The organism is Rubrivivax rivuli (assembly GCF_004016505.1).
Taxonomy (GTDB): domain Bacteria; phylum Pseudomonadota; class Gammaproteobacteria; order Burkholderiales; family Burkholderiaceae_C; genus Rubrivivax; species Rubrivivax rivuli.
Genome location: NZ_SACR01000026.1, coordinates 1 through 255, shown reverse-complemented (window position 1 = coordinate 255; position 255 = coordinate 1). Strand labels below are relative to the sequence as shown.

Sequence of the window (255 nt, the reverse complement as noted above, 5' to 3'; positions counted from 1 at the left end):
GCATCCAGCGCGTGCTCGACCACGGCCAGTACATCATGGGCCCCGAGGTGCAGGAACTGGAGACCAAGCTGGCCGCCTTCACGGGCTCGAAGCACTGCATCACGGTCTCCAGCGGCACCGAGGCCTTGCTGATCTCGCTGATGGCACTGGGCCTGAAGCCGGGCGAGGAGGTCATCACCACGCCCTTCACCTTCGCGGCCACGGCCGAGATGATCGTGCTGGCCGGCGGCAAGCCCGTGTTCGTGGACATCGACC

1 protein-coding gene is annotated in these 255 nt (G+C 66.7%); it reads left to right on the top strand.

Annotated elements, in window-relative coordinates; genetic code table 11:
- Positions 1 to 2 precede the first annotated feature (2 nt).
- The coding region (locus tag EOE66_RS21675; RefSeq protein WP_245479137.1) for an aminotransferase class I/II-fold pyridoxal phosphate-dependent enzyme at positions 3 to 255 on the top strand (253 nt) is incomplete at its 3' end.